Source organism: Streptomyces sp. NPDC030840 (genome assembly GCF_055572015.1).
This window is the reverse complement of sequence record NZ_JBVIEE010000033.1, coordinates 42,557-62,228: the sequence shown is the minus strand read 5'-3', so window position 1 is coordinate 62,228 and position 19,672 is coordinate 42,557. Positions and strand designations below refer to the sequence as shown.

General features: G+C 69.3%; 17 protein-coding genes and 2 pseudogenes. 7 read left to right on the top strand and 12 right to left on the bottom strand.

The features are described 5' to 3' along the window. Positions 1-64: 64 nt before the first annotated feature. Positions 65-1,084 (bottom strand): carbon-nitrogen hydrolase family protein, encoded by a 1,020-nt coding sequence (locus ACZ49J_RS41820; RefSeq protein ID WP_467456346.1) that lies wholly within the window; start codon positions 1,082-1,084, stop codon positions 65-67. Positions 1,085-1,268: 184 nt separating this feature from the next. Between ACZ49J_RS41820 and ACZ49J_RS41815 the strand changes: the two genes are divergently transcribed. The 5 genes from ACZ49J_RS41815 (at position 1,269) to ACZ49J_RS41795 (ending at position 6,408) form a co-directional block, all read left to right on the top strand. Continuing rightward, positions 1,269-2,180 (top strand): AraC family transcriptional regulator, encoded by a 912-nt coding sequence (locus ACZ49J_RS41815; RefSeq protein ID WP_467456344.1) that lies wholly within the window; start codon positions 1,269-1,271, stop codon positions 2,178-2,180. A gap of 400 nt (positions 2,181-2,580) precedes the next feature. Then, the gene (locus tag ACZ49J_RS41810; RefSeq protein WP_467456342.1) at positions 2,581-3,513 is read left to right on the top strand and encodes a LysR substrate-binding domain-containing protein; all 933 of its coding nucleotides are present in this window, start codon (positions 2,581-2,583) and stop codon (positions 3,511-3,513) included. 103 nt (positions 3,514-3,616) lie between these two features. After that, on the top strand, positions 3,617-4,804 hold the full coding sequence (locus ACZ49J_RS41805) for a cytochrome P450 (protein ID WP_467456341.1): 1,188 nt from the start codon (positions 3,617-3,619) through the stop codon (positions 4,802-4,804). Between the two features lie 31 nt (positions 4,805-4,835). Then, complete coding sequence (locus ACZ49J_RS41800; protein WP_467456340.1) at positions 4,836-5,162, top strand: 2Fe-2S iron-sulfur cluster-binding protein; 327 nt, start codon at positions 4,836-4,838, stop codon at positions 5,160-5,162. Beyond that, positions 5,140-6,408 (top strand): NAD(P)/FAD-dependent oxidoreductase, encoded by a 1,269-nt coding sequence (locus ACZ49J_RS41795; RefSeq protein ID WP_467456339.1) that lies wholly within the window; start codon positions 5,140-5,142, stop codon positions 6,406-6,408. Before ACZ49J_RS41800 ends, ACZ49J_RS41795 begins: the two co-directional genes overlap by 23 nt. Positions 6,409-6,591: 183 nt before the next feature. Here ACZ49J_RS41795 and ACZ49J_RS41790 read toward each other — a convergent pair. After that, positions 6,592-6,786: pseudogene (locus ACZ49J_RS41790) on the bottom strand (4-hydroxyphenylacetate 3-hydroxylase C-terminal domain-containing protein); the annotation flags it as partial. A gap of 122 nt (positions 6,787-6,908) precedes the next feature. Between ACZ49J_RS41790 and ACZ49J_RS41785 the strand changes: the two are divergent. Then, a complete protein-coding gene (locus tag ACZ49J_RS41785) occupies positions 6,909-7,448 on the top strand; it encodes a MarR family winged helix-turn-helix transcriptional regulator (protein ID WP_467456338.1) in 540 nt (179 codons plus the stop codon). A 38-nt stretch (positions 7,449-7,486) separates the two neighbouring features. Here the strand turns inward: ACZ49J_RS41785 and ACZ49J_RS41780 are convergent, their stop codons facing one another. Beyond that, a complete protein-coding gene (locus ACZ49J_RS41780) occupies positions 7,487-8,422 on the bottom strand; it encodes an AraC-like ligand-binding domain-containing protein (RefSeq protein WP_467456337.1) in 936 nt (311 codons plus the stop codon). Positions 8,423-8,729: 307 nt separating this feature from the next. Here ACZ49J_RS41780 and ACZ49J_RS41775 point away from each other — a divergent pair. After that, positions 8,730-10,399, top strand: a pseudogene (locus tag ACZ49J_RS41775) (IS1182 family transposase); the annotation flags it as partial. Between the two features lie 44 nt (positions 10,400-10,443). Here ACZ49J_RS41775 and ACZ49J_RS41770 read toward each other — a convergent pair. The 9 genes from ACZ49J_RS41770 to ACZ49J_RS41730 all read right to left on the bottom strand — a co-directional run bounded on the left by ACZ49J_RS41770 (position 10,444) and on the right by ACZ49J_RS41730 (position 19,669). Then, positions 10,444-11,160 carry an ABC transporter ATP-binding protein gene (locus ACZ49J_RS41770; RefSeq protein ID WP_467456336.1) on the bottom strand — a complete coding sequence of 239 codons (717 nt, stop codon included), beginning with the start codon at positions 11,158-11,160 and terminating at the stop codon, positions 10,444-10,446. Continuing rightward, positions 11,157-12,920 carry a branched-chain amino acid ABC transporter ATP-binding protein/permease gene (locus ACZ49J_RS41765; RefSeq protein ID WP_467456334.1) on the bottom strand — a complete coding sequence of 588 codons (1,764 nt, stop codon included), beginning with the start codon at positions 12,918-12,920 and terminating at the stop codon, positions 11,157-11,159. The genes ACZ49J_RS41770 and ACZ49J_RS41765 overlap by 4 nt, the downstream gene beginning before the upstream one ends. After that, positions 12,907-13,770, bottom strand: a complete 864-nt coding sequence (locus ACZ49J_RS41760; RefSeq protein WP_467456333.1) for a branched-chain amino acid ABC transporter permease — start codon at positions 13,768-13,770, stop codon at positions 12,907-12,909. The genes ACZ49J_RS41765 and ACZ49J_RS41760 overlap by 14 nt, the downstream gene beginning before the upstream one ends. Positions 13,771-13,802: 32 nt before the next feature. Next, positions 13,803-15,095: an ABC transporter substrate-binding protein gene (locus tag ACZ49J_RS41755; RefSeq protein WP_467456332.1), complete on the bottom strand. Its 1,293-nt coding sequence runs from the start codon at positions 15,093-15,095 to the stop codon at positions 13,803-13,805. A gap of 182 nt (positions 15,096-15,277) precedes the next feature. Beyond that, a complete protein-coding gene (locus ACZ49J_RS41750; protein WP_467456330.1) occupies positions 15,278-16,261 on the bottom strand; it encodes a phenylacetaldoxime dehydratase family protein in 984 nt (327 codons plus the stop codon). A gap of 32 nt (positions 16,262-16,293) precedes the next feature. Further along, complete coding sequence (locus ACZ49J_RS41745) at positions 16,294-17,307, bottom strand: carbon-nitrogen hydrolase family protein (protein WP_467456328.1); 1,014 nt, start codon at positions 17,305-17,307, stop codon at positions 16,294-16,296. Between the two features lie 559 nt (positions 17,308-17,866). Further along, positions 17,867-18,007 carry a hypothetical protein gene (locus ACZ49J_RS41740; protein WP_467456326.1) on the bottom strand — a complete coding sequence of 47 codons (141 nt, stop codon included), beginning with the start codon at positions 18,005-18,007 and terminating at the stop codon, positions 17,867-17,869. A gap of 42 nt (positions 18,008-18,049) precedes the next feature. Further along, entirely contained in the window at positions 18,050-18,673 is a 624-nt protein-coding gene (locus ACZ49J_RS41735; RefSeq protein ID WP_467456325.1) for an Nramp family divalent metal transporter, read from the bottom strand. 267 nt (positions 18,674-18,940) lie between these two features. Continuing rightward, positions 18,941-19,669, bottom strand: a complete 729-nt coding sequence (locus ACZ49J_RS41730) for an alpha/beta hydrolase (RefSeq protein ID WP_467456324.1) — start codon at positions 19,667-19,669, stop codon at positions 18,941-18,943. Positions 19,670-19,672: the final 3 nt, after the last annotated feature.

Here is a 19,672-nt window from a genome sequence, read left to right as displayed (position 1 = left end):
GCACGACGGTGGCGCGGTGGTGACGACCGGCCGAAGTCGATCGTCGACCCCCGCCGACTCGCAATCAGCCCTCGTCCGGCTCGCTGATCAACTTATCCAGCTCCGCGCCCTCCATCGGACCGGCCTGCAATCTTCCGCGGTCGCCAAGGCGCACGACAGCGCGGCGCGGCTGATCGTTGACGACGAGTTGGGTGACATCGCCACGGGCGTAGTGTCCGGCCGGATCGACGAAGTTCTTCGCCGAGTCGATCCAGGCGAGATCGATGTCGGCGTATGCGATCCCCTCGGCATCAGGCGCGAGAGGCTCCGACAGCACCGAGGTGTCGGGGCCGATGATTCTCGCGATCCCGCCGCCGCCGGTGAAGATCGGCAGGGATCCGTCTTCCGCGATGGAGAACATGCTGGCCGATTCCGCCGACATCAACTGTTGCGCAAGCACGACGAAACAGCTGCCCTCGTACGCGTACGTGACGGTTGCGGCGAGCAGTGACTCCGGCGCCAGCATCGGCACATCGCCGAAGATGCTCAGATTCGGCCACCCGGCCACATGTACCTGCTCATTCTGCGCGTAGAGCGCGAACTTCGACAGCGGCTGAAGGTGCTCGAAGCAGAGAAGTCCCCCCAGCCGGCCGACAGGACTCTCCACGACCGTCAAGTGGGTCCCGTCGCCCTCGCCGAACAGCGTCCGCTCGGCGTGTGTCGGCTTCAGCTTGCGCCGGTACTGCAGAATGTCGCCGTCGGGGCCGATCATCAACTGGCCCATGTAGAGCGAGCCGGCATCCTTCTCGGAAATGCCGACTACGACGGTGAGGCCTTTGCGTCGCGCGGCGTCGCGGATCCGCGCGATGTGCGGACCGTCGAGTGTCGGGGAGTTCGCGTGGTAGCGCGCGACGAACTCACCTTGCTGGTACACCGGCATCGACCACAGGAACACCGGGTAGCCGGACAGCCAAAGCTCCGCGAAGGCGACGAGATCAGCGCCACCATCGGCCGCCTCCTCGATGAGCCTTACGGTCTTCTCGGTCGTCGCGTCCAGGTCGAGCCACACAGGCTCCGCTTGAATCGCTGCCAGTCTGAACGTCATTTCCGCTCCGCTCTCTTATGCGTGGCGAGCACGTTAGGCAGGCGGCCGCGGGACTGTCTCGACCATTCGCGCACACGATTCGACTTCTCCCGCACTCGTTGTTACGAGTGTGTTGCTGCAGGTGCCGGGGGTGCCGCGTGAAGCCGGACACGTGGTCGTGCCGCGGGCTGAGGTATGGTGATCCATGGCTATTTTCGCCGCCGACGCGGTCGAGGATTGGCAGTCGATCGGCAGTCAGGTGTTCGTCCCGTTGATCTGCTCGAGCGATTCCGCGCGATTTCGCGCACGTCTCGATCACCGGGCGAGTCCGTGGGGACCCGCGTTGAGCTTCGTGTCGTCGGAGCCGCTCACGGTCACTCGGTCGGACAGGATGGCCCGCGGCTTCGCGGGGGACGACCTCCTCGTAACTCTTCAGGTGTCCGGGTCGAGTTCGGTCGTGCAGGCGGGTCGCCATGCGCGACTGCGACCGGGAGAACTCGCGATCTACGATCCCAGGTTCTCGTACACGCTCGATCTCAGCGCTGGGGCTCAAAGAGTGATTGTGATGGCCTTGGATCGGCGAGCGCTGGGCATCAGGACGGACGCCGTCCAGGCGTCCGTCGCCCGCACTATGGACGCGGGTATCGCCGGCGTGCCCAGCCTTGCCGCAATGGCCCGGGCGGTATTTTCGGAACCGGATGGGATGCCCGTCAGCGTGGCGCGTGCGATGGAGCACCTTCTCGCCGCGGCCATAGCGCGCGTCAGCGGTGCGACAACAGAGCAGCCAAGCGATGAACGGCTCGTCGAAGCCGTGCGAGCGTACGCGACAGAGCGATTGAGCGACCCCCACCTCGACGTGGCAGAGCTGGCCCGGGCGAACTTCGTGTCGGAGCGCCGGCTGCACTCCGTGTTCGCCGCGGTCGGTGACTCTCCTGCGGCATGGCTACGGCGCGAGCGCGCGGCAGCAGCTGCCCGCCTGCTCGCTGCCTCGGCGCTGCCGATCGCCGAGGTCGGCGCCCGCTGCGGTTATCCCGATCCGACCGTCTTCGGCCGGTTCTTCCGCCGGGAGCACGGGACGTCGCCGAGGGACTTCCGTCAACGAGGCCGGTCGGAGTGAACTGCCGGCGGCTCCCTGAGCGAAGAGGGCCACGGGCCGGCGGACAGTGAAGTCGTGGACCGGCGTGCCAGTGGTGCAGGGCGCGAAGAAGAGGTCCGCGCCGTCGACCGTCATCGACCCACCGGTGCCGGGACGTCCATCGGCACCCGGATGCGTGGCGAAGATGAGTCAAGCGGGCGGGTCCAGCGCGTCGGTATATCGAGGCTCCCGCCTTCCCGGGTACGGAGCAGCGCCGGGTCCGCAGGGCGACCTGCATCGGTCCGTTGCGTGCACGAAGTGCCCGCGCTCTGGCACGTGCGAGGCTGAGGGCCGCAACGACTGGGGCGGCGAAAGTCGGCCGCTAAGGTGACTTCCGCACCGCGCCTTCAAGGACGAGGCCGGTCGAGCATCTGAGGTTCACATGCCGACCTACACGCTGCGCCAGCTCGAGTACTTCGTCGCCGTCGCGGATGCGGGCTCGATATCGGCGGCGGCGGGCGCGCTCCACGTCACCCCGACCGCCGTCGCCTCGGCGATGACCGAGCTTGAACGCATCCTGCACACGCAGCTGATGGTTCGACGCAAGGCTCACGGGATCGTCCTGACCCCGACCGGAACGTTCCTCTACGACCGCGCCGCCGCGCTCCTCCGGGACGCCGAGGAGCTACAGCTCGCGACGGCGAGCGGCGGGACCGAGCTTGTCGGTCCCCTGGTTCTGGGCTGCTACGCCACGCTCGCACCCACCGTCGTTCCGCCCCTGATGCGATGGATCACCGAGCGACATCCTTCCGTCGACCTGACCGTCGTCACCGGCAGTCAGGCAGAGCTGCCACACCGACTGCTCGCCGGGTCGCTGGACTTGGCGGTCGGCTACGATATGGGCCTGCCGCCAGGACTCGACTCGGTTGTGCTGTACGACGCGCCTCCGTACGTGCTCCTGCCGGAGAATCACCCCGCCGCGTCGGCGAGGTCGGTCAGCCTGGCCGACCTCGCCGCGGAGCCGATGATCCTCCTCGACTTCCCGCCCGCCCAGGAGCACACGCTGATGCTCTACGCGGACGCAGGCGTCACACCGACCATCGTGCAGCGGACCACGGACTTCGAACTCACTCGCTCGCTGGTCGCACACGGCTTCGGTTACACGGTCCTCATTCAGCGGCCCGTCCTGCCCACGACCTACGACGGCATGCCTCTGGCCGTCCGAGAGATCGGCCCCTCGGTCCGACCCGCCGTCGTGCGCATGATGTGGCCTCACGACGTGCGACTGACCGACCGGGCGATGGCCCTTGTGGACTTCGCCCAGAGCAATGGGCACCTCCTCGACCCGCGCGCTCACAAGGCCGGGGCCGCATAAACCCAACCTGAAGTTCGTTTGTTGCCAGCTCGTATGAACTTTATTTCGGAGGGGACCGGACTCACACTTCTGACGAACGGAGCCAGAAGGGACGACGTCAACGATGACCTCGGACACGCATGCTCGATCCATCCCCGCGGCGGACTGGGTCACCATCCCGGATCTCTACGCGGACCCGTACCCGATCTACCAACGCCTCCGTGCGGAGGCGCCCATCCACTGGGTCCCCGCGGTCAACCGCTACCTGGTGGTCGGGTACGCAGCGTGCCACACGATTGAGCTCGACCAAGAGCGCTTTACCGCCGACGAGACCAAGTCACTCATGAAGCGCGCGATGGGGCACAGCATGCTCCGCAAGGACGACCCGGAACACGACGTCGAACGAAAGGCCTACGGCGGTGTACTCCGGCCCAGGGCGATCAAGGAGCAGTGGACCGCGGTCTTCGAGCGGAGCTTCATGAAGTACCTGGGACGGCTCCGTGAGGTGGGCCCCGGCGCGGACCTGGTGACGGACTTCGCCGCGCCGTTCGCCGCGGAGAACCTCCGAGTGATCATGGGTTTCGAGAACGCCACGCAGGAGGACATGCAGCGGTGGTCGCAGACCATGATCGACGGAACCGGGAACTACGCCGACGACACCGACGTCTGGGCCGCGGCCGAACGCTCCTCCCGCGAGGTCGATGCGGCGATCGACGAGATGCTGCCGATCCTGCGCGACCGTCCGGACGGCACCTTGTTGTCGTTGCTCGGTGCGTCCGGCATGCCGCTGGAATCGTTGCGGGCGAACCTCAAGATGACGATCGGCGGTGGGCTCAACGAGCCTCGAGACGCCATCGCCACGACGGCCTGGGCCCTGCTCGACCATCCCGCGCAGCTCGCCTCCGTGGTCACCGACGGGCGCTGGTCCGACGCCTTCGAGGAGTCGATCCGATGGGTGGCGCCCATCGGCATGTACCCCCGAGAGGCCACCCGGGACACCGAGCTTGCGGGCCTGCACATCCCCAAGGGCGCGCGACTCGGTATCGCGGTCGGTGCGGCGAACCGGGACCTCGAGGTCTTCGACGACGCCGAGTCCTACGACATTGACCGCCCCCGGAAGCCGCACCTCGCCTTCGGCGGCGGCATTCACTTCTGCGCGGGTGCCTGGGTCGCCCGCGCCTCCGTGGTGAACGTCGCGCTGCCGGGTCTGTTCACCGAGTTGTCCGGCCTGCGACTCGATCCCGACCGACCCGCGGTCTGCGGCGGCTGGGTGTTCCGCGGCGTGACCTCGCTGCCCGTCCTCTGGGACTGACCGCCGAACCCGATCCTCCGAGGAGTTTCCCGTGCCCAAAGTGATCTTCCACCACGACAACGGCAAGACCGATGTCGTCGAAGCGCCCGACGGCGCCTCCGTGATGAAGGCGGCGCTGCAGAACGCCGTCGTCGGCATCGTGGGCGAGTGCGGCGGCCAGGCCATGTGCGCGACCTGCCACGTCTACGTCCGCGACGACTACCTCGATCGGCTGCCGGAGATCGGCGAGGACGAGGAGGAGATGCTGGAGTGCACGGCCGCGCCGCGGGACGCGACCCGCAGCAGGCTCGGGTGTCAGGTGGTCCTCGGCCCGGATCTCGAGGAGGTCGAGGTCGATGTGCCCGGCTTCCAGATATGAGGCGGCCACCGGCAGCATCGTCGTGATCGGCGCCGGCCACGCCGGCGTCCAGGTGGCCGAGGCCCTCCGCGCAGCGGGCCACAACGGGCCGCTGACCCTGGTCGGTGACGAGCCGACCCTGCCCTACCAGCGTCCTCCGTTGTCGAAGGAACACCTCGGCACGGCCGAAGCCGAGCCGCTTCCCCTGCGCGGCTCGCAGTTCTTCGCCGAGCAGCGGATCGAGCTGTGCACGGGTGTGTCGGCCACGGCGATCGACCGGGCAGACAGAACGGTTCACCTGTCCGACGGGCGCGATCTGCCCTACGACAGCCTCGTGATCGCGAGCGGTGCCGCGAACCGCACCCTGCCGGTCCCCGGCTCCGACCTCGAGGGCGTCCACTCCTTGCGCACCCTCGCTGAGGCCGAGGCCATACGGGCCGCGATGGCCGGGTGCGGATCCGCGCTCGTCGTCGGGGCGGGGTTCATCGGACTCGAGTTCGCTGCGGCGGCCCGCAAGCACGGCATCTCCGTCACCGTGGTGGAGGCAGCCGCGCGGCCCCTGGGCCGCGCGCTGTCCGCCGAGATGGCCGAGCACATCGCCGAGGCTCACCGCACCAACGGGGTTGACTTGCGGTGCAGTGCGGGCGTGACCGCGTTCGTCGGCGAGAACGGTCGCGTCCGCGGCGCGTTCGGACCGGACGGCACCGAGTACACGGCCGATCTGGTCCTCGTGGGCATCGGTGTCGTCCCGCGGGACGGTCTGGCCGCAAAGGCGAGGTTGGCGGTGGACAACGGGATCGTCGTCGACGAGCGCCTTCGCACGAGCGACCCCGACATCTACGCGATCGGGGACTGCGCCAGCTTCCCGGACGCGTTCACGGGCACCCGGATTCGTCTCGAGTCGGTTCAGAACGCAACTGACCAGGCCCGGCACGTGGCGGCGGTGATTCTGGGTCGGGAGGACCCCGGCGGATACCAGCAGCTGCCCTGGTTCTGGAGCTACCAGGGGTCCCTGAAGCTGCAGATCGCCGGCCTCCGGCTGCCCGGCGACCGTGCTCGCGTCCTCGGCGACCCGACCGACGGGAAGTTCTCGGTGTGCTGCTACCGCGGGGAACGGCTCGTCGCAGTGGAATCGCTCAACCGGCCCGCCGACCACATGGCCGCCCGCAGGCTGCTCGCCGAGGGGCGCTCACCTGCGCCGGAGCAGCTGGACGATCCCGGCTTCTCCCTCAAGGCCTTCACTCGGGCACTCGCCCCCACGTCCTGAGCACGTCGCGCATGAGGAACCGCGCTGACGACGACGTCCACCGCCGCGGCCCGCATCGCCGACTGGGTTGATCCCGCGGAGGTGATGCTCGACCCCGCCCCGACCTACCGACGACTTGTGCGCGAGAGGCCCGTCGCCTGGGTGCCCACCCTCGGCCGGTACCTGCGCCGGGGTCAGGACGCCTTACCCGTTGATCTCGGTGTCGGCCTCGGCTGCCCGCAGGAAGGCCCGCAGCATCTCCAGGGTGACGATGATCTCTGCGATGTCCTCCTGGACGTGCTGGAACTGTTCGATGCCGATGGCCTCGGTGAGCAGGGACACCAGGCACAGGATGTACTCGGTCCTGGCGGTGGTGCGGGTGACGACCTGGTGGGTTCGGCGTCGCCGAGCGAAGCAGCGCTCAACCGGTCAGCGGAAGCCCCGCGGAGGAGGTTTCTTACCACACACCGTCGGAGGGCAGGCGGTCCGCCCCGGGGGGCACGCGGCCATAGACTCCGAACGTGCCCCAGGAACAGCCGGACAACGAACAACTGCACTTCTGGTCGTTCATCGATCACGCGATCTCACGTACCAGCCGGGAACTGCCGGACGTGGATCCGCTCGCCATGCGCCTGGTACTCACCCTCCACCGCGCCGCGAACATGCTGGTCTACGACCTGGAATCCACCGTCCACCGGCCGCGCGGCTGGTCCTGGCCCGGCTTCCGGGTGCTCTTCGTCGTCTGGCTCGCCGGCCCCGTCGAGGCGAAGAAGGTCGCCGAGCTGTCCGGAATGAGCCGCGCCGCCGTCTCCGCGCTGGTCGCCACGCTGGACAAGGACGGACTCATGACCAAGGAACGGGCCCCGTACGACGGACGCGCCGTCCTCCTGGGCCTGACCGGCAAGGGCCGGGAGGCCATCACGGAGGCGTTCCGCGAACACAACGCCCGCGAACGGGACTGGGCGGGCTCACTCACCGAGGACGAACAGTCCACCCTGGTCGCCCTGTTGGAGAAGCTCACCGCGCAATCCGTGCGGTTCGACGCCCGCCACCGCGCCTGACTCAGGCGCAGCCCACACCAGAGGGCCGGAGCGAGCGGCTACCGGCTCCCGGTGCCCGCCCGCAGCTCGGCGGGCGTGACACCGTAGCGCCGGACGAAGGCCCGGGTGAACGTCGTACGGTCGGTGAAGCCCGTCGCCGAGGCGATGCCGGCGACCGTGCGGTGGGACTGCCGGGGGTCGGTCAGGGCGTGGTGGGCGGCACGCAGGCGTTCGGACCTGATGTAGGCGGCGGGCGACGTACCGGCCTCGGCGAAGAGCTCCCCCATGTAGCGGACGGAGATGCGGTGCCGGCGGGCCAGCGCCTCGGGGGTCAGCCGGGGGTCGGTCAGATTCTCGCCGACGAAGGCGCGCATCGCCGCGAGGAGTGTCTGCCGCCCGATCGGTGCCTCTTCCCTGTCACCCGCGAGTGTGCGCAGCGCGGTGGCCAGCAGGTCCACGGCGGTGTCGCCGAGTTCGGACCGCTGGTCGGCATCGAGATCCACGGCGACCGTGGTCAGCTCGCGCAGGAAGGCCGCCAGGATGCGGGTCGCCGGGCGCTCGGCGGGCAGCGCGAGGCCGCAGATCTCCTCGACGCGGCCGAAGCGACGGCGCAGCTGCTCGCGGGGCACCTGCAGCACGACCTCCCTGGTGTCGGTCGGGAAGAGCAGCCGGTAGGGGCGCGCGGCGTCGTACAGGGCGCCGCCCCCTTGCGGCATCGGGGTCTCCTTCTCGCCTTGGACTACGGCCCCGGAGCCGTTGAGATGCAGCGAGAAGATGAGGTCGTCGCGTGGATCGGTGCGCGTCAGCCGCGGCGTCCGGGTCACCATGGAGAATCCCCGGGTCCGGACTTCCGTCACGGTCAGTCCGGGCTGCAGGACACTCTGCCGTGCCATGCCGTGGAACGTCTCGCACGCCGACGTGAGCGAGAGCGGCACGAAACTCTCGCTGATGACGTGCGCCCATTGCTCGGCGTCGTGAGCGACCAATGCCTTCATCGCTGGTGACCCTGCGCCACGCATGTCACACCTTCATGCCAAGAATGATACGAAAGACAAACAATTATCATGATCACGGCATATGGACCACGCGGCAGCGGGGCCATGACCCAAGAGTAATTGATCAAAGCTTTGATTAACTGACACTACCTTCGGCGGAAGCTCTTGTGAAGATGTGCGAGGACACCACGAGGCCCCCGGCCGGACGGACGCTGTTGGTAAATCCGGGACCTGCGTGACGACGGCCTGTGTGACCCCGTTGGGGCTGTGCAGGCCGTCGTCGTGTTTGCTGGGGTGGGGTCGTGTCGTGGCGCGGGGTTATTTGGCGGAGATCCCAGAGGAGACCGCGCGGGTGGCTCGCGCAGTGTTCCCGAAGGGCTGTCTGGCGATGCGGATGCGAGATGTGCTCGGGCCGGTCTTCACCGACGCCGACTTCGAGGAGCTGTTCCCGGCGCGGGGGCGGCCGGTGATCTCGCCGGCCCGGTTGGCGCTGGTGTCGGTGTTGCAGTTCGCCGAGGGCCTGACCGACCGGCAGGCCGCGCACGCGGTCCGCTCGCGTCTGGACTGGAAGTACGCCCTGTCGCTGGAGCTGACCGACACCGGCTTCGACTTCTCCGTGCTCAGCGAGTTCCGTACTCGGCTGGTCGAGGCGGATGCAGGCCGGGCTGTGTTCGACGCGGTGCTGCGGGCGGCCGGACAGGCCGGGCTGGTGAAGGCGGGCAAGCGGCAGCGCACGGACGCCACGCATGTGCTGGCTGCGACCAGGGACCTGAACCGGCTGGAGTTCGTGGTCGAGACCTTGCGGGCCTCGCTGAACGAGGTTGCAGAGGCGGCCGGGGACTGGCTGATGGCACTGGCGGCGCCGGAGTGGTTCGACCGTTACTCGGCCCGGCCGGAGGACAGCCGTTTCCCGTCCCGGTGGGCGGCCCGCGTCGAGCACGGTGACCAGTGCGGGGCCGACGGCATGGTGCTGCTGGAAGCCGTCTGGTCCGATGCAGCACCTCCTGCCCTGCGGGTTCTGCCTGCGGTGGAGTTCTTGCGCCAGACGTGGGTGCAGCAGTTCCAGCACACCGACGGCGTCGTGCGCTGGCGTGAGTCGAAGGACCTTCCGCCCGGCCTGATCCGCTTACGCACGCCGTATGAGCCCGAGGCCAGGACCGGGGCGAAGCGCGATCTGGGCTGGTCTGGCTACAAGGTTCACCTCAGCGAGACTTGCGAGCCGGACGCTCCGCACCTGATCACGCACGTCCATACCACTCCGGCACCGGTCAACGACGACGCCGTTGTGGAGAACATCCACTCCGCCCTGGCCGAACGCGGCCTTCTGCCGGACGAGCACCTGGTGGACGCCGGATACATCGACGCCGAGCAGATCCACCACGCCCACCGCGATCATGCAGTGGAACTGGTCGGGCCGGTCAAACCGATCACCTCACGTCAGCAGGCGGTATCGGGTCACTTCGACAACACCCACTTCACCATCGACTGGGACCGGCACACTGTCACCTGTCCCGGAGCCAGGCAGAACACCATCTGGCGTGAGGCCACCAGCCACCGGGGCACACCCGTGACCCGCGTCAAGTTCCCGGCCCGCGAGTGCGGCCGGTGCGAGCTGAAGACGTCCTGCACAGACTCGGTTCATGGCCGCTCGCTCACGCTCCGGCCCCGGGCCGAACACGAGATCCTCCAACGAGCACGGGCTGAGCAGGATACCGAGCAGTGGCGAGGGCGTTATGGCCACCGAGCCGGGGTCGAGGGCACCATCTCCCAAGCCGTCCAGGCGTTCGGCCTGCGCAGATCCCGCTACCGCGGACTCGCCAAGACCCGACTGCAACATCACTTCACCGGCGCCGCCGTCAACCTCTCCCGCCTCGATGCCTGGCTCACCGGCAGACCCCTCGCCCGCACCCGCACCTCACCTTTCGCAGCACTCCGCCCCGCTGGATGACATCCAGCGGGGCGGATTTACCAACAGCGTCCGGACGGCAGGGGGCCTCGTGGAGCGGGTCGGTACGAACTCGTTACCGGGCCAGATAGGCCTCGTGCAGCACACCGGGGTGGTCGTCGAGTTCGGCGGGGGTGCCGGAGAACACGAGGCTCCCGCGGTCGAGGACATGGACGGTGTCGGCCAGCGGCACCGCCAGTGTGGCGAACTGCTCCACCAGCAGCACCGTGATACCGCGTGTGGTGAGCGAGCGGACGACCGGCAGCAGCCGGGAAACGACCACCGGAGCCAGTCCGAGGCTCAGCTCGTCGAGCAGCAGCAACCGGGGAGGCGCGATGCGAGTCGACTCGCCGCCGATGAGCGCTCTGGCGAGGACCAGCATCTGCTGTTCGCCCCCCGACAGCAGTCCGGCCCGGGTATGCAGGCGTTTTTCCAGCTCGGGAAAGAGCTCCAGGACCTCGGTGTGCCGCCGGGCAGGAGCGACGACGGCGAGGTTCTCCCGCACCGTCAGGTCGGCGAAGACCGTACGGCCCTGCTCCACATGGCGGATGCCGAGCCTGGCCCGCCCGGTCCGGGACAGCCCGGCCACGTCTCTGCCGCTCAGCCGGACTACACCGGTCCTGGGCCGGACGAGTCCCGACACGGCCTCCAGGAGAGTGGTCTTGCCCGCCCCGTTCGGTCCGAGCAGCACCGCGAGTTCGCCCTCACGGAGGCCCAGCCGGACGTCGCGCAGGACGTCGCCGGCGCCCCGGTCGACGCTGAGGCCCGCGATGTCGAGCAGATGGTCCGTCATGAGCGCACCTCCATGATGGTGCCACCGGCACGGGGCTCGGATCCGCCGTCGGTGCCGAGGTAGGCACGGGCCACGACGGGGTCGTTCAGGACGTCCGCCGGGGTTCCGTTCGCGATCACCCGGCCGAAGTCGAGTGCCGTGGCCTCGTCGCAGCAGCTTGCGACGAGTTCGATGTCGTGCTCGACCAGGAGCACCGAGCATCCGAAGTGCTCGGGGATCTGGGCGATGGCCCGGCCGAGCCTGGCGGACTCCTCGGCGGACAGCCCGGCGGCCGGCTCGTCGAGCAGCACCACGGAGGGCTGCGCGGCCAGGGTCGCGGCCACCTCGACCAGTCTGCGGGTGCCGACATCGGCATCGGCCACCCTGGTATCGGCCGGCGGACACCCGAAGGCCCCGATCAGCCGTTCGACCAGGTCCCGGTCGGCCAGACCGCGTCCCGAGAGGGTGAGGTACTGGCCGATGGTCAGTTGCGGGTTGACCCTGCCCTGCTGGAAGGAGCGCCTGACGCCCTGGCGCGCGCGGAGATGGGGAGGCACACCGTCCATGGGGGTCTCCCGCAGCAGCAGACGTCCGCCGGTGGGCCCGACGAACCCGGAGAGCACGTCGATCAGGGTCGACTTGCCGGCGCCGTTGGGTCCGATCAGTCCATGCACACTGCCTGCCCGGATCGTCAGGTCCACCGAGTCGAGCGCCGTGACGGTCCCGTAGCGGACACTGACACCCGTGGCCCGCAGGACGGGTTCCCCCGGTACCGGCGGCCTGGGGCGAGGGACCGGCTCACCGGCCGGCTCCGGCGCCGTCTTGGCCGCGGGCACGATGTGGCGCTTGCGGTGACGGGCCCGCAGGGCCGCTCTCAGCTGCCCTGCGACACCCTCGGAGCCCGCTGCGAGCGCCTGCAAAGCGGCCAGTGCGAACAGCCCGGGTGCAATGTCCTGCGGCAGGCCCAGCTGGCGCAGCAGCTCCGGGACTACGGTCGTCGCCACGCCGGCCAGCAGGGCTCCTTCTACGTAGGACGAGCCGAACGCCACGGCCGCGGTGAACACCACGATGGACGCCATCGGCTGGAACCCGACCCCACTGAGAATGCCCAGCTGGCCGGCCGTCAGCGCGCCACCCAGACCGGCGACGAAGGCACTGGTCGCGAAGGCCGTCAGCTTCGTGGTGGTGACGCTGTAGCCCAGTGCCGCCGTGGCCCGTTCGCTGTCGCGTACGGCCGTCCAGCGGGCGCCTGTGATGCGCCGGGAGACCGCGGACAGGGCCACGGCCACGACGACCAGCACGAGGACGCAGAGCAGGAAGAAACCGGATTCGGACGAGGCGAAGGAGGGCCGGGCCACCGGAGTACGTGCCGCCGCCCCGGGGAACCCCTTGTCGAACACCATGACGGCGACCGCCCCGCCGAAGGCCAGAGTCGCCACTGCCAGGTTGACCCCGCGCAGCCGTAGCGCCGGGAGTCCGATCAGCACACCCACCGGCACGGCGGCCAGGCCTCCGACCAGGACGAGGACCAGGAACGGCAGCCCCGTGTGCATGCCCAGCCATCCGGTCGTCCAGGCGCCGATGCCCGCGAAGGCCATGGGACACAGGGTGACCATGCCGGCGCGCCCGTGGACGACACCCACGCTCAGCGCGATCAGCGCTCCGAGCACCGCGCTGGTGGCCAGGAACAGCCAGTACGAGGAGAACCCGAAGGCGACCCCGGCAACCGCGAGCAGCAGTGCGCCACCGCCCAGCACCGGGGTGAGTTCAGCGCGCTTCATCCCACACCTGCTTCCGCTGCGACCACAGCAGGGCGACGATCACGACGAGGAACGGCAGGACGGCCTTGTACGCGGAGACGGCCGGCCAGGTGACCGAGACCGACTCGATCACACCGAGGACGAGTCCTCCCGCCAGCGTGGCGGGGACGCTGCGGAAGGCCCCGACCAGCACTGCCGCCAGCGCGGGCAGGATCAGCATGCCCATGGTGCGGAAATCGTCGGAGCGCGCCGGAGCGATGAGCAGCATCGCCACCGAGGACAGGGCGCCGGTGACCGCCCACATGCCGATCGACAGCAGCCGCACCCGAACGCCGAGCAGTTCCGCGGTCGCGGGCCGGGCCGAGACCGCGCGCAGCACCGCGCCGAGTCGGGTACGACCCAGCACGAGGGCCGATCCCGCGGCGAGCAGCATTCCGAGCGCCAGCACCGCGACCGTGTCCAGGGCCACCGTGGCCCCTGCGCCGAGATCGACGACGGTCGTCGGGACCACGGGGGCCACCGGAAGCGGGACGTCGCCGTAGAGCCTGAGGCCCAGGGTGAGCAGTCCCACGGTCACGGCGATCATCGCCGTCGCGCGGACACCGACCTCGCTGTCTTTGAACAGCCAGGTCATCAGGGCGCCGACGGCTGCCGCGAGTACCGTTCCGCACAGCACTCCGAGCGCCGCGGCCGATGCGGCGGTCAGGCCGAGCGCGTCGTAGGCCTCGGCCGCGGTACAGGCACCGAAGGCACCCAGCACGGCCTGGGCGAAGTTCAGCACGCCGGTGGTTCTGAAGAGCAGGACCACACAGCATCCGAGGATCGCGTAGGCGGCGCCGGGGGCCAGGCCGGCGACGGTCATCTGCACCATCTGCGGTTCACCTCCTTCACGGTTGGGGGGTGTCAGCTGTGGACGGGGAGGGTGATCCACTCCTTGGTGGTCACCGTCCACTTCCCGCCCTTTAGGACCACGAACTTGCTGGACTGATTGGGTGCGTGGGTGTCGCCGGGGCCGAAGGAGTACGGCGAACCGATCAGGGGGGTGCGGAAGGAACGGAGTTCGGTCAGCGCCGTGCCCACCGATGCGCGGGTCACCTCGCCCTTGATGCCGAGCAGGACGTTCTCGGCGATGGTGGCGGCCAGGTATCCGCCCTCGGCGAAGGAGGTCAGCGGGATGTCGTTCTTCCTGAGCAGACCCCGCATGTCGTTCATGGCTGCGGAGTCGACCGTGGCGTCGCTGTAGGGCTCGAACTCCGCGTTGGCGTACAGTCCGTTGTCGGCCGAGGCGAGCTGCTTGGCCACCGCGTCGGTGTAGTAGGACGTGAGGCCGATCCAGGTGATGCCGGTCAGCCCGTTTGCCTGCACCGCCTTGCCGACCGCGGCGCCCTGGGCCTCGACACCGTCGACGACGACAGCCTGACAGCCGGACTTCTTCGCCTGCAGGAGAAGGGGGGTCACGTCGTCGGTGGCCTTTCCGATCCGCCCCTTGTAGGTGAGCTTCTTCCCGGTGATGGCCTCCCACCGGTCGTCGGCGGCGTCGAAGGCCGAGCCGAACCCGGGGATGTCGAAGAGCCTGATACGGCAGATCTTCTCCTTCTTGAGGATCTCACTGGCGTAGTAGAGCGACACCGTTACGCCCGTGAAGGGGCCGGTGTTGACCGGGGAGATGTTGGGAGAGCCGAAGCAGACGGGGTCGACACCGGTGCCCTGGATCGAGCGGAGCTTCTGCTTGACGTAGTAGGCGGAGTTGACCGCGCAGTCGAGCAGGCTGGCGCTGCCCGCGTTCAGCACGACCTTGTCCTGTTCCGCCAGCCGCCGCGCGGCCTGCGCCGAGATCGTCGGGTCGCCCTGGTCGTCCTCGACGTGCAGGCGTACGGGGCGTCCCCCGACGCCACCGCACTCGTTGAGGCGGTCGAAGACGGCCTTGACGGCCTGTGAGGCCTCCGGGAAGGTGCAGGGACCGGTGAGAGAGCTGATGTTGCCCACCTCGATCGGCGCACCGGTGGCTTTCTGGGGCGAGAGGTCCGGGGGACACGTCGCCGCTTCGACCTTGGGCTGTTCGCCGGCGGCGACGCCGGTGGTGTCGCGGGTACAGGCTACCGAGCCGAACAGCAGCGCTGCCGTGAGCGCGACGGCGGCAGTGCGGCGAAGGCGGCGGGAGGCGGGCGTGGATCTATGGGGCAGAGGAACTCTCATGGCGGGTGACTCCGGGGCATGTGCAGGGAGAAGGTAGCGGGTGGCCTGACCGGCGAACGGCATCTCACGTGTGCCGGACGGCCGCCCACGGCCTGGGCCTTTCTTCCGGATCAGGCCGACTCCGGCTGACGGAGCTTTTCGGGTGGGCCCAGCCGGCCCCGGCCGGATCCGGAAGACAAGATCTAGTTGTCGAGCTGGGTGGCGAAGCCCGTTGGGGGAAGGCAGTTGACGTACTCGAACTCCGCGGCGCCGGCCGGCAGTACGCAGACCTCGTGCCACAGGCGGAGGTCGAGCTCGAACTCGTGGTGCTGCAGCATCTGGTGGAAGGCGCCGAAGATCGCCTGGTGGGTGGGGTGGTTGACGGTCCACTCCTCCAGGTGGGCCAGTGACAGCCACCACGCGAGCACACAGGTCCGGTCCTGGGGCCGCGACCACGTCTCGTCCAGTTCCTGGACGTAACGGGCTGAGGTGCAGCCGGTGTCCGGGTTGGAGCCGATGTAGGAGGCGCCCGCACGCAGCGTGGGCAGCACGTCCTGCGTGTAGGTGGAGCGCTCGGTGTCCTGGCAGTGAGACCAGTCCTGCGCCGTGCGGATGAGGCACAGGTTGTCGGGATTGGTGAAGCGGATCCGCCGTCCGCGGGCGGCGGTCCGGGCGCGGGCTCCGCCCGGCGCGAGGTCGTCGTGGTGCGACGCGCGGATCCGGTCGCGCATGCCGCCCCAGTAGTCGTGGTGCTCGGTGATCTCGACGGGGGTGAAGTGCGAGACTCCGTTGTCGTGCCATTCGCCGGAGTGCAGCGACTCGAACCGGGTCACCGGGATCGTGGCGACTTCTCTCCAGTGGCCCAGGGTGCCCTCTTCCGGGAGTGAGTCCCACCAGTCGCGGACGGGCTGCGAGGACCGCCACGCGTGGTGGCTTTCGGCGCTGTCCCAATAGGCCAGCACGATCCTGGTGTGCTTCCCCGACTCCTCGACCGGTCGGACCCTGTTGATGTGACGGGGACCTTCCGCGCCGGCCAGCAGGGCGTCCAGTTCCTTGGTGCCGACTTCCAGCTCCGCCGGCGTGGCCGCCTCGACGGCCAGCTGGGCGAAGACGATGCTGTCCGTGGCCTCCGGGAACCGGGAGGTGAAGGCAGGGTAGCTGGGCCGGTGGCCGTCGGGTCTGCGCATAGGTGTCGCCCCTCGTCTTTCGGACGTGTGGTTCAGCCGGTGACGGCGGGCTCGTCGGCAAGGTCATCCAGGTCCGGGAAGAGCGGATCGGTCGGCCCGCCCGGAGTGACCACCGGGTTCTTCGGCCTGTTGTCGAGCAGCAGCCGGGTGGCGTCCGGCTTGGCGTAGTGGCCGGCCGGGTCGGCCGCATTCTTGGCGAGGTCGATGAAGGCCAGGTCGATGTCGGCGATCGCGAGTCCCTCGGCGTGCTCGTCCAGCGGCTTGCTGACCAGCGAGCCGTCGGGACCGTAGACCCGCGAACAGCCGCTGCCGGGCGTCAGCAGGGCGCGCTGTTTGTCCGTGCTCGCGAAGACCCCGACCCCCTCGGCGCTGAGCACCTGGGTCGAGGCCAGCACGAAGCAGCTGCCTTCCAGTGCGTACGTCTGCGTCGCGGCCATGTTGGCGTCGGCTCCGAGCGAGTAGGCGATGCCCTTGTAGAGGCCGAAGGCCGGCCAGCAGGCGATGTGGATCTGCTCGGCCTGCGCGTACATGGCGTACTTGCTGAGTGGCTGAAGGTGTTCCCAGCAGTTGAGAGCGCCGACCCTGCCCAGGTGGGTGTCGACCACCTTCAGGTGGCTGCCGTCGCTCTCGCCGAAGAGGCTGCGCTCGACGTGTGTGGGCTTGAGCTTGCGACGGTGCAGCAGGACGTCCCCGTCCGGACCGATGACGCTCTGGGACATGTACAGGCTGCCGTGGTCCTTCTCGCTGTAGCCGAGCGCCACACTGATGCCGTTGCGACGGGCGGCCTGCCGTATCGCGGTGAGGTGCCTGCTGTCCACGGTCATGGAGTTGGCGTGGTAGCGGGCGATGAACGGCATCTGACCCACGACCGGGCCGAGCCACAGGAACAGCGGGTAGCCCGGAATCCATGTCTCGGGGAAGGCCACGAGAGCCACGTCCTGGCTCGCGGCCTCATCGATGAGGGCGATGGTCTTGTCGACGGTGGCGTCGATGTCGAGCCAGACCGGCTCGGCCTGGACTGCTGCTACGCGGAACGCGGTGGGCATGTCGGTTACTCCTCCCGAGGGGTTCGAAGTGCCTAGAAGCTAGAAGTCCGGCTCTTCGCCGCTGCGGCGTTGCGCGCACGGACATGCGGCGTTCCGGGAAGAACGCGGCCTGCCGGGCGGAGAACGTCAAGGCCCACAGCGTGCTGGGCGTCCCCAGGTCACCAGAAGATCGCCACGTTTTCGCTGACGCCCGGAATGGCCCTTCCGGCAGCAGGCCGCCGAGCGGCTCCACCCGCCGGCCGGCCGGTCCTCACACCGGACCGCTCGCGAAGCCGCGGACACCTACGGCGCGCGGACACCTGCGCGGCCGGCGCCCGGACATGCGCGTGGACACCCTCCGTCCCCGCCCCGGCCCGCCCCGCGGGCGATCGCACCCTGACGGCCTCCGCGCCGATCCGCACAGGCCCCGGGACTGCAGCGGTGGATCGGGGGAGCGCCTTCGGCTACGGCGCCGACTCGGTGGCCGCCGGCCGCCGGTGCCCCGCCAATCCTGCGGACCCGACCCCATACCCGCAGACGTGCGTCGGCCTGGTGCCGGAAGAAGGCTCGCTGCGCCCGTTCAGAAGGCTGAACTGGATATGACCTCGGTGCTCGGCCCGACGACCACCCAGTCGTCCGGGACAGGGGCGCCGCCCAGCTCCAGTGCGACCGCGACATCAGGGTCGTCGGAAACCCGGACGTGCCTGCACAGCAGGCGCATCGGGGTCAGGGTCTCAGTGGTCTCGGCCGAAGTCCCGTGAGCTCAGCCGAAGAAGACCTGCTGCAACAGATAGACGTTGATCGCGGAGATGAGCAGAGCCGCCACCCATCCCAGGAACGTGGTCACGGGCCGGTTGACCAGATCACCCATCAGATCGCTGCGACGGCTGATCAGAACCAGCGGGATCAGCGCGAACGGGATGCCGAACGAGAGCACCACCTGCGACATCAGCAGCACGATGTCCGGCGACACCCCGAGTGCGAGGACGGCCAGCGCGGGCGCCATGGTGACGGCCCGCCGCACGAACAGCGGGATCCGTATCCGCAGGAAGCCCTCCATGATGACCTGACCGGAGTAGGTGCCCACGCCCGACGAGGAGAGGCCGGACGCCAGGAGCGTGGCGGCGAAGGCCAACGCGGCGCCGCCACCGACGATATGGGCGAAGCCCTCGTGCGCGCTGCTCAGGCTGCCGTCGAAACCTCCGGCGGCGCCGTGGAAGACGGCGGCCGCGACGCAGAGCATCGAGAGGTTGATCAGCCCGGCCACTGTCAGGCCCAGCGTGGTGTCGAGGCGCAGTGTGCGCAGGGCACGCTCGCGCTCGGCCGGCCCGTCAGGCCGCTGCCGCTGCGCGGTCAGGGCCGAGTGCAGGTAGATGACGTGCGGCATGACCGTCGCACCAGGACGGCTCGCTCGGCGTTCCGGTCGGCCAGCGCCTCATGGATGTCGCGCAACTCGGCACCCGCACGCGCACCGTCCGCAGGACGCGGCGGCGGGAGTCGGCCGTCACCGTGGCCGACCCCAGATACGAGGAGGGCTTCCTTGCCCACCAGCCTTCGTGCCCCGCGGCAGAGAGGCTACGGCCGCATCGTCGGTCGATGCCTCATGGGGCGCGATGCCGACGTATCCGCCCGTCGGCCGTCTCAGGGGCTGTCTCTACGGGCCAGGATGGCTCTCACCTGGGGCTCCCGACTCCGCTACCATCTCGACCCGATCCAGCAGACGAGTGCGGAGCATACGCCGCAGCCGCACGATCGAGTCCTCGTTGAGGTGGTGCAGCGGATCGTCGTATGCGGTCAGCTCGATCCTCGCGCCCAGTGCGGCCAGGGCGCCGGCCGTCTGCTCGGCCCGCGCGAGAGGGACGAACTCGTCCTCCTCGGCGCACAGCAGCACGACCTCGGTGCCGGGCAGGCCGGTTCCGGGTGCGGCGGACCACGGCCGGGCCTCCGGTCCCAGGTGGCCGCCGGTGTGCAGGAACGCGCCGGCGCACGACGGCTGGTCCCGCAGCAGGTACTCGGAGAGCAGACAGGCTCCTTGGGAGAACCCGAACAGGACCACGTCCTGCGGGCCCCAGCCCATGCGCCCCAGATCGGCGAGATGGGTGCGTACCGTGTCGAGGGCCTGGTCCAGGCGTGGCTGGTTCTCCTCCAGCGGTGCCAGGAAGCCCTGCGGGTACCAGGTGTCGGCGTCGGCTGCCGGGATCACCCATGCAACGCCGGGGAGACGGACGCGATGGGCCTGGTCGGCCATGAACGCAGGGCCCTGTCCTCGTCCGTGCACGGCGTAGACGACCAGCCCGGCCTGGTCGAGGGGCGCGCCGCGCAGCAGCGGCGGGCCTGCCAGGTGCGGGTTATCGGGCGTGGTGGTGAAAGCCGTCCTGTCCATCTC

Excerpts from the sequence above, each read along its gene's own strand:
- ACZ49J_RS41750 (WP_467456330.1), bottom strand. The coding sequence starts at position 16,261 with ATGCGCAGACCCGACGGCCACCGGCCCAGCTACCCTGCCTTCACCTCC.
- ACZ49J_RS41795 (WP_467456339.1), top strand. The coding sequence starts at position 5,140 with ATGTGCCCGGCTTCCAGATATGAGGCGGCCACCGGCAGCATCGTCGTG.
- ACZ49J_RS41770 (WP_467456336.1), bottom strand. The coding sequence starts at position 11,160 with ATGACGGACCATCTGCTCGACATCGCGGGCCTCAGCGTCGACCGGGGC.
- ACZ49J_RS41740 (WP_467456326.1), bottom strand. The coding sequence starts at position 18,007 with ATGCGCCTGCTGTGCAGGCACGTCCGGGTTTCCGACGACCCTGATGTC.
- ACZ49J_RS41810 (WP_467456342.1), top strand. The coding sequence starts at position 2,581 with ATGCCGACCTACACGCTGCGCCAGCTCGAGTACTTCGTCGCCGTCGCG.
- ACZ49J_RS41735 (WP_467456325.1), bottom strand. The coding sequence starts at position 18,673 with ATGCCGCACGTCATCTACCTGCACTCGGCCCTGACCGCGCAGCGGCAG.
- ACZ49J_RS41805 (WP_467456341.1), top strand. The coding sequence starts at position 3,617 with ATGACCTCGGACACGCATGCTCGATCCATCCCCGCGGCGGACTGGGTC.
- ACZ49J_RS41755 (WP_467456332.1), bottom strand. The coding sequence starts at position 15,095 with ATGAGAGTTCCTCTGCCCCATAGATCCACGCCCGCCTCCCGCCGCCTT.
- ACZ49J_RS41765 (WP_467456334.1), bottom strand. The coding sequence starts at position 12,920 with ATGAAGCGCGCTGAACTCACCCCGGTGCTGGGCGGTGGCGCACTGCTG.
- ACZ49J_RS41780 (WP_467456337.1), bottom strand. The coding sequence starts at position 8,422 with ATGAAGGCATTGGTCGCTCACGACGCCGAGCAATGGGCGCACGTCATC.
- ACZ49J_RS41745 (WP_467456328.1), bottom strand. The coding sequence starts at position 17,307 with ATGCCCACCGCGTTCCGCGTAGCAGCAGTCCAGGCCGAGCCGGTCTGG.
- ACZ49J_RS41815 (WP_467456344.1), top strand. The coding sequence starts at position 1,269 with ATGGCTATTTTCGCCGCCGACGCGGTCGAGGATTGGCAGTCGATCGGC.
- ACZ49J_RS41820 (WP_467456346.1), bottom strand. The coding sequence starts at position 1,084 with ATGACGTTCAGACTGGCAGCGATTCAAGCGGAGCCTGTGTGGCTCGAC.
- ACZ49J_RS41760 (WP_467456333.1), bottom strand. The coding sequence starts at position 13,770 with ATGGTGCAGATGACCGTCGCCGGCCTGGCCCCCGGCGCCGCCTACGCG.
- ACZ49J_RS41730 (WP_467456324.1), bottom strand. The coding sequence starts at position 19,669 with ATGGACAGGACGGCTTTCACCACCACGCCCGATAACCCGCACCTGGCA.